This is a genomic window from Bacillus sp. SIMBA_005, from assembly GCF_046535585.1.
Taxonomy (GTDB): domain Bacteria; phylum Bacillota; class Bacilli; order Bacillales; family Bacillaceae; genus Bacillus; species Bacillus pumilus.
Genome location: NZ_JAWRWI010000313.1, coordinates 1 through 276 on the forward strand (window position 1 = coordinate 1; position 276 = coordinate 276).

The following is a 276-nucleotide window of genomic DNA, read 5'->3' on the forward strand; positions in this document are numbered from 1 at the left end:
AGGAGCGGCACGCACAGGAGTGCGAGACGGATGCCGCCTCTGGACGCAGCATCCGATTCGTCATCGAATCCGACGACGGCGAGATCCGCGGGCGGATGAACCTCAACAACATCGTGCGGGGTGCGTTCTGGAGCGCCGACCTCGGCTACTGGATCGACGTCTCGCGTCTGCGCCGTGGCCTCGCGTCCCGTGCCGTCGAGCGTGTGGCCACTCACGCCAGGGAGGAACTGCGGCTCCATCGCCTGCAGGCGGCGACGCTGCTGCACAACATCGGTT

Annotated in this window: 1 protein-coding gene; it reads left to right on the top strand. The window is 67.0% G+C overall.

Annotation, left to right across the window (positions count from 1 at the left end; all coding sequences use genetic code 11):
- Positions 1–276, top strand: a 276-nt coding sequence (locus SB660_RS20270; RefSeq protein ID WP_410584106.1) for a GNAT family N-acetyltransferase, incomplete at both ends; no start/stop codon positions are given.